Source organism: Aeromonas sp. TW 6 (assembly GCF_013168745.1).
Taxonomy (GTDB): Bacteria; Pseudomonadota; Gammaproteobacteria; order Enterobacterales; family Aeromonadaceae; genus Aeromonas; species Aeromonas caviae.
This window is the reverse complement of record NZ_JABERS010000012.1, coordinates 99,626-106,714: the sequence shown is the minus strand read 5'-3', so window position 1 is coordinate 106,714 and position 7,089 is coordinate 99,626. Positions and strand designations below refer to the sequence as shown.

General features: G+C 63.8%; 6 protein-coding genes. 2 read left to right on the top strand and 4 right to left on the bottom strand.

What is annotated here, in order from left to right:
- Window positions 1-174: 174 nt before the first annotated feature.
- Complete coding sequence (locus HKD46_RS08410) at window positions 175-1,494, bottom strand: MFS transporter (protein ID WP_171865250.1); 1,320 nt, start codon at window positions 1,492-1,494, stop codon at window positions 175-177.
- Between the two features lie 116 nt (window positions 1,495-1,610).
- Here HKD46_RS08410 and HKD46_RS08405 point away from each other — a divergent pair, with 116 nt between their 5' ends.
- Window positions 1,611-1,856 carry a hypothetical protein gene (locus HKD46_RS08405; protein WP_171865248.1) on the top strand — a complete coding sequence of 82 codons (246 nt, stop codon included), beginning with the start codon at window positions 1,611-1,613 and terminating at the stop codon, window positions 1,854-1,856.
- A gap of 124 nt (window positions 1,857-1,980) precedes the next feature.
- Here the strand turns inward: HKD46_RS08405 and HKD46_RS08400 are convergent, their stop codons facing one another.
- Window positions 1,981-2,730 (bottom strand): class I SAM-dependent methyltransferase, encoded by a 750-nt coding sequence (locus tag HKD46_RS08400; protein WP_010675078.1) that lies wholly within the window; start codon window positions 2,728-2,730, stop codon window positions 1,981-1,983.
- A gap of 228 nt (window positions 2,731-2,958) precedes the next feature.
- On the opposite strand from HKD46_RS08400, the gene HKD46_RS08395 reads away from it, so the two are divergent.
- On the top strand, window positions 2,959-3,444 hold the full coding sequence (locus HKD46_RS08395) for a VOC family protein (RefSeq protein ID WP_171865246.1): 486 nt from the start codon (window positions 2,959-2,961) through the stop codon (window positions 3,442-3,444).
- A gap of 87 nt (window positions 3,445-3,531) precedes the next feature.
- On the opposite strand, the gene gcvP is transcribed toward HKD46_RS08395, so the two are convergent.
- A complete protein-coding gene (gcvP, locus tag HKD46_RS08390; protein WP_171865244.1) occupies window positions 3,532-6,408 on the bottom strand; it encodes an aminomethyl-transferring glycine dehydrogenase in 2,877 nt (958 codons plus the stop codon).
- Between the two features lie 232 nt (window positions 6,409-6,640).
- On the bottom strand, window positions 6,641-7,030 hold the full coding sequence (gene gcvH / locus HKD46_RS08385) for a glycine cleavage system protein GcvH (RefSeq protein WP_010675081.1): 390 nt from the start codon (window positions 7,028-7,030) through the stop codon (window positions 6,641-6,643).
- Between the last annotated feature and the right edge of the window lie 59 nt (window positions 7,031-7,089).

The following is a 7,089-nucleotide window of genomic DNA, read 5'->3' as shown; positions in this document are numbered from 1 at the left end:
GAGCAGTTCAAGTTACCCGCCCGCCGAGAACGAAGTTACCCAAGGTGCATCAAAGCCAAACCACAGAAGTATGCGACGAGAAAACCTAGTAAAAACAATGCCAGTCAGGCTTAACTGACTGGCATTAACTCCCTGGAGTCGGTTTTTTTATCCCTGTCGTTGGGTCGCCAGCCTTCAGCGCCCCTGCGGCGCGTCCCTCTCCTGCCCCTCTTCACTCACCGCTCTCTCTTCTGCATCAGGCGCAGCATAGCTCGCCGGCACTGCCTCCCCTTCCAGATCCGTTCTTGGCTCCAGCTCCGCCGTCATGGGGGTGTTGGGGGGCACAGGTATGAAAACCTGATGCTCCGTCAGCGGAATGGGGGCTCGCTTACGCCTGCGCCAGCCGAGATAGGCCGACAGCAGCAGACCGCACAGGGCAAAGTAGACGAACAGCCCCTGTGGTCCGAACGTTGCCATGGTAAAGGGGGCCAGCAGCGGACCCGTCATGGCCCCCAGGCTGTAGGCAAGCAGCAACCCCTGGTTTGCCCCCAGCACCTGATCCGGGCGCAGTTCATCGCAGGCATGGCTGAGGCTCAAGGGATAGATGGAGAACGCCATGCCCCCCAGCAGGAAGACAAGAGTCCCCTCGACTGGCTCACGCCAGGGCTCCGGCAGCAGCACCATCAACAACGCGATCAGGGTCAGCAGGGCGCAGAGCAGCAGGATCACCAACCGTCTGTCGTAACGATCAGATGCACGTCCGATAGGATATTGCAGACACATCCCCCCCAGGATCACCAGCGCCATCATGTCCGCCACCTGGGAGAGGGAGGCGCCGCTGTCGGTGAAATAGAGCGGCAACAGCCCATAGATGGCCCCGAGGATGAGGCCCGAGGTAAAGCTGCTGCCCATTCCCGCCGGAGTGAGGCGCACCAGCTCCAGTACTCCCACCGGCTGGGGAGCCACCATGGCCGGCGTCGCCACCCGGGAGAGAGCCAAAGGCACCACGGAGAGGGTCGCCGCCATGGCGCACAGGGCGAACGGCGTCAACACCATGGGGTCCACCTGCTTGAGCAGCAGCTGGCCCAGGGCGAGTGAGCCGTACAGCAGGATCATGTAGAGGGACATCAACCGCCCCCGGTTCGCCGGGGTGCTTGAGACCAGCATCCAGGACTCCAGCACCACGAACAGGCCGCCGGTGGCAAACCCCCCGATCAGCCGCAGCGCCGCCCAGGTGACAGGCTCCACCACCATGCCGTGCAGCAGAAACAGAAAACAGAGCAGGGAGGCGTAAGCCGCATAGGCCCGGATATGACCCACCCGGATGATGAGGCGGGCATTGATGAAGGTCCCCAGCACCAGGCCGCCGAAATAGGCAGCCGACACCAGACCGATGGCCTGGGCGGACACCTGCTCGGCGGAGAGACGCACCGTCAACAGGGTATTGAACAGACCGTGACCCAGAATGAAGATCACCAGACTGGTCAGGGGGGACAGCAACCTTGTCAGTGCCATGGAGCCTCCTCGCAACAAAAGGGTCATGGTAGCCCCTGCCTCCCGCCCCCTTCAACCCGAATGCCCTCCCCCTGCGGGGCTATGCTTGACGGGAACCCCACATGGAGATCCGAAAGATGAGACTCATGCTGTTGTTGGCAGCCCTGCTCTTTGGCGGCAGTGCCCTCGCCTTCCACTGCCCCATGGACATGAAGAAGATAGACGACGCCCTGGCCACAGGCCCCGCCCTCAGTGCCGAGCAACTGGCCGAGGTAAAACAGTTGAGAGCGGACGGAGAGACCCTGCACAACGCGGGCAAGCATCAGGAATCGGTCGATACCCTGGCCAAGGCCATGGCCATTCTCGGCATCGATCAGGGCTGATACCGCCCCTTCGCCGCGCGACGGTCTCTTTCGCATCACCCGGATACAGACCGCCAAAATGAAACAAGGCCCTCGCCATCACTGGCGGGGGCCTTTTCACTGCGGATGTCAGCGCTGAACGGTGCTACACCCGGCCACTGTAGACCAGGGTGCAATAGTTGAAGGCTATCTTGCCGTCAACGGCATGGCGAGCAAACTCGCGGCGAACGAGCGCCGTCATCTGATCGTGGGCCGGCGTGCCCGCCACAGGCGCATAGGAGGAGGAGTTGAGCCGTCCAAGCACCCCGTCAAGATCGAACAGCTGGCTGTTCTCGAAGCGATCGAGCCGGTACTCCCCGGTGAAGAAGGCGCGAAAATCCGCCTCGCCGAGGTTGCGATGATTGACCTCCTCGTAATCCCCCGAGTAGGCGTGCAGCCCCTCTTCATAGGCCTTGAGAAACGGGGTATTCGTCAGCCTGTCATTCCAGATGAGGGCGACCTGGCCACCGGGCTTGAGCAGCCGCTGGCACTCCTGCCGAAAAGCCGCGCGATCGAACCAGTGAAACGCCTGGGCGACCGTCACCAGATCCATCGCCCCCGTGGGCAGGCCCGTGGCTTCCGCACTGCCGTGCAGCCAGCCGATGTTCCCCACCTGGGCGAGCAGCCGTTTGGCGGCTGCCCGCATATCGTCGTTGGGCTCCACCGCCCAGACCCGCGCGACCCGGGGGGCCAGCAGGGCGGTCAGGATGCCGGTGCCCGCACCGATGTCCGCCACCTGGGCCTCGGGCCCCATGGCCAGCTCCCTTGCCAGAAAATCCAGCATGGCGGCGGGATAACCGGGTCGATATTTCACATAGGCTTCGACCCGGGTCGAGAATCGCTGGGTACTGTCCATGGCAGACTCCTCTCTTGATGCGGCCTTCATGCCAGCTCCCGGCCTGGTGACCAGGATCCCCATGCCACTACACTTGACCCCATCATGCAAGCCCCAAGCGGGTGGCAAACGGCGTACAGGCTGGCTTGCCACCCAGCGAAGCAGCAGGCGCTGCGGGCGGCAGGATACCCATCGGGGCGCCCGCTCACGGGCGTCGAAGGACAAACACCAGGATGGAGCTGCGACACAATGAGACCAGTCAAGAACAGGATTTGCCTCTGGTATGACGGGGATGCCGAGGAGGCGGCACGGTTTTACGCCAGCCTCTTCCCCGACTCCGCCGTCGGTGCCGTACACCGGGCCCCGGCCGACTATCCCGCCGGCAAGGAAGGGGATGTGCTGACGGTCGAGTTCAGGGTGATGGGGATCCCCTGCCTCGGCCTCAACGGCGGGCCCGGGGTCCGCCACAACTGGGCGTTCTCATTTCAGGTGGCCACCCAGGACCAAGCCGAGACGGATCGTTACTGGCACACCATCATCGACAGCGGCGGTCAGGCGAGCGAGTGCGGCTGGTGTCAGGACAAGTGGGGCATCTCCTGGCAGATCACTCCTCAGGTCCTCATCGAGGCGATAAGCGATCCCGACCCCGAGGCAGCGAGACGCGCCTTCGAGGCCATGATGCAGATGGACAAGATTGACATTGCCACCATCGAGGCGGCGCGCCGGGGCGAGTAGCCCGTTCGCACGGGCGCCGCACACAACAAGGCCACCCCTGGGGGTGGCCTTGTGCATATTGGCTGTCAGCTCTTCACGGCGCCGCGATTACTTGGCGTAATCCTCGGTGGGTACGCAGGAGCAGAACAGATTGCGATCGCCATAGACGTCGTCGATACGGTTGACCGACGGCCACAGCTTGCTGGCGCGCACCGCGTCGGATGGGAAGACCGCCTCGGCGCGGCTGTAGCCACGGTTCCACTCTGCATCCATCACGTCGTCCTGGGTGTGCGGCGCATGGACCAGGGGGTTGTCGGCGAGGCTCCAGTGACCGTCCTGCACCCGGGCGATCTCGGCGCGGATGGCGGTCATGGCTTCCACGAAGCGATCCAGCTCGCGCTTGGATTCGGATTCGGTCGGCTCGACCATCAGGGTGCCCGCTACCGGGAAGCTCATGGTCGGCGCGTGGAAGCCGTAGTCCATCAGGCGCTTGGCCACGTCCATCTCGCTGATGCCACTGGCTTCTTTGAGCGGGCGGATGTCCAGGATGCACTCGTGGGCCACCCGGCCGTTGCGACCTGTATAGAGCACGGGGAAGGACTCGCCGAGCTTCTTGGCCAGGTAGTTGGCGTTGAGGATGGCGACCTGGGTGGATTTCTTGAGCCCCTCGTCCCCCAGCATGGCGATGTACATCCAGCTGATGGGCAAAATGCTGGCCGAACCGAACGGAGCGGCAGACACGGCGCCGTTGTCACGGCTCTCCTTGTCGGTCTTGACCACGGCGTGACCGGCTACAAACGGTGCCAGGTGTTTCTTCACACCGATGGGGCCCATGCCCGGACCGCCACCGCCATGAGGAATGGCGAAGGTCTTGTGCAGGTTGAGGTGAGAGACGTCCGCGCCGATAAAGCCTGGTGCCGTCAGCCCGACCTGCGCGTTCATGTTGGCGCCGTCGAGGTACACCTGACCACCATACTGGTGAACGATGTCGCACACCTCCTTGATGGTCTCCTCGTACACCCCGTGGGTGGAGGGGTAGGTCACCATCAGGCAGGAGAGCTGGTCTCCGACCTCGGCGGCCTTGGCGCGCAGGTCGTCCAGATCCACGTTGCCTGCCTTGTCACAGGCGGTGACGATGACCTTGAGGCCCGCCATCTGGGCGGAGGCCGGGTTGGTGCCGTGGGCAGAGGCCGGGATGAGGCACACATCGCGATGCCCCTCGCCGCGGGACTCGTGGTACTTCTTGATGGCGAGCAGGCCCGCGTATTCGCCCTGAGCGCCGGAGTTGGGCTGCATGCAGACCGCATCGTAGCCGGTCACCTTCACCAGCCAGTCTTCCAGATCTGCCAGCAGCAGCTGGTAGCCCTGGGTCTGCTTGAGCGGCGCGAAGGGGTGCAGCTTGCCGAATTCGGGCCAGGTCACCGGGATCATCTCGGCGGTGGCGTTGAGCTTCATGGTGCAGGAGCCCAAGGAGATCATGGCGTAGTTCAGGGCCAGATCTTTCGCTTCGAGACGGTGGATGTAGCGCAGCATCTCGGTCTCGGAGTGGTACTTGTTGAATACCTCGTGGGTCAGCACGGCGTCGGTGCGCAGCAGGTCTTGCGGAATGGCGTGATGAGTCTGGGCGGCCTGGTCGAGGGCCTCCACATCGAGGCCGTGACCCGCCCCAAGGAACAGGTCGAACAGCTCGGCCACATCGCCTCGGGTGGTGGTTTCAGAGAGGGACACACCGAGCGCACCGTCCAGATCCGCACGCAGGTTGATACCGAGCCCTTCGGCCTTGGCAATGAGTGCAGCCTTGTCCGACGTCAGGACTGTGAGGGTATCGAACCAGCTTCCGTGCTTGAGGGCCACGCCCTTGGCGGTGAGGCCGAGCGCCAGGATGGTGGTCAGACGGTGCACGCGGGAGGCGATGGTCTTGAGCCCCACCGGGCCGTGGTAGACGGCGTAGAAGCTCGCCATGTTGGCCAGCAGCACCTGGGCGGTACAGATGTTGGAGTTGGCCTTCTCGCGGCGGATGTGCTGCTCGCGGGTCTGCATGGCCATGCGCAGGGCGCTCTTGCCACGGGCATCCTTGGAGACGCCGATGATCCGGCCCGGCATGGAGCGCTTGTAGGCGTCGCGGGTGGCGAAGAAGGCGGCGTGGGGGCCACCGTAACCCATGGGCACACCGAAGCGCTGGGCACTGCCGAACACCACGTCGGCACCCAGTTCACCTGGGGATTTGAGCAGCAGCAGGGAGAGCATGTCGGTCCCGACGCAGGCCAGCCCCTTCTGGGCCTGGACGGCGGCAATGAGGGAACGCAGATCGGCCACATTGCCGGTGGTGCCCGGGTACTGGAACATGGCACCGAATACCTCTTCGCTCACGGCCTCGCCCGCAGGGCCGACCACCACATCGAAACCGAAGTGGACCGCGCGCTCCTTGACCACGTCGATCACCTGGGGGTGAACGTCGTCGGCCACGAAGAAGAGGTTGGATTTGGATTTGGCCATGCGCTTGGCCAGCGCCATGGCTTCAGCGGCGGCGGTGGCTTCATCGAGCAGGGAGGCGCTCGCCAGATCCATGCCGGTCAAGTCCAGGGTCAGCTGCTGGAAGTTGAGCAGGGCTTCGAGACGGCCCTGGGCCAGCTCGGGCTGATAGGGGGTGTAGGCGGTGTACCAGCCCGGGTTTTCCAGCACGTTGCGCAGGATGACGTGGGGCACGTGGGTGTCGTGGTAGCCCATGCCGATGTAGCTCTTGGCGATCTGGTTCTTGGCCGCATAGCCCTTGAGCTTGGCCAGGGCCTCCACTTCGGTCATGGGGGCGCCGATACCAAGCGGCCCCGGACGACGGATGGCGGCGGGGACCGTCTGCTCAATCAGATCGTCCAGGCTCTCGGCCCCCACGGTGGCGAGCAGGGCCCGCAGTTCTTCCTCACCCGGGCCGATATGACGGCGGATGAAATCGGTTTTTTGCTCGAGTTCAAACAGTGACTGGGTCATTTCCCTATTTCCTGGTAATAGGTCCTGGCATGACATCCTGACAACCAAGACCTGATGTTCCTGTAGCCGGTCGAAACCGGCTCCACTCATGTTCTGTGTCCGCCGCGGGCAGACGGGGAATGCGGCAAGGGCATCCCGAAGGCGCAAAGGCTGCGCCCATTCTGCAACCGCCATGGCCGCAGGATGGCAGTCATACAAGAGGGCCCTGCTGTGTTGGCAGGGCCCGGGGGCATTACTCTTCGTCCACCACGTTCTGGTAGCCTTCGGCATCCAGCAGGTTGGCGAGCTCGCCCGCGTCGTCCAGCTTGATGCGGAACAGCCAGCCGGCGCCGTAGGGGTCGGAGTTGACCAGCTCGGGGCTGCCTTCCAGCTCCTCGTTGACGGCCAGGATCTCGCCGCTCACCGGGCTGTAGATGTCGGAGGCGGCCTTGACGGACTCCGCCACGGCGCAATCTTCACCGGCGCTCACCTGCTTGCCCACTTCCGGCAGATCGACGAACACCATGTCCCCCAGCAGATCCTGGGCGTGCTCGGTGATGCCGACCACGGCTTCGCCGTTGGCTTCAACACGGACCCACTCGTGGGAGGTGGCATATTTCAGTTCGCTCGGGATATGGCTCATTTGTGCTTCCTTTATGCTCTTGGATCGCTTCAACAAAAATGGGGCGGCGAAGGTCAACC

Excerpts from the sequence above, each read along its gene's own strand:
- gcvP (WP_171865244.1), bottom strand. The coding sequence starts at position 6,408 with ATGACCCAGTCACTGTTTGAACTCGAGCAAAAAACCGATTTCATCCGC.
- gcvH (WP_010675081.1), bottom strand. The coding sequence starts at position 7,030 with ATGAGCCATATCCCGAGCGAACTGAAATATGCCACCTCCCACGAGTGG.
- HKD46_RS08400 (WP_010675078.1), bottom strand. The coding sequence starts at position 2,730 with ATGGACAGTACCCAGCGATTCTCGACCCGGGTCGAAGCCTATGTGAAA.
- HKD46_RS08405 (WP_171865248.1), top strand. The coding sequence starts at position 1,611 with ATGAGACTCATGCTGTTGTTGGCAGCCCTGCTCTTTGGCGGCAGTGCC.
- HKD46_RS08395 (WP_171865246.1), top strand. The coding sequence starts at position 2,959 with ATGAGACCAGTCAAGAACAGGATTTGCCTCTGGTATGACGGGGATGCC.
- HKD46_RS08410 (WP_171865250.1), bottom strand. The coding sequence starts at position 1,494 with ATGGCACTGACAAGGTTGCTGTCCCCCCTGACCAGTCTGGTGATCTTC.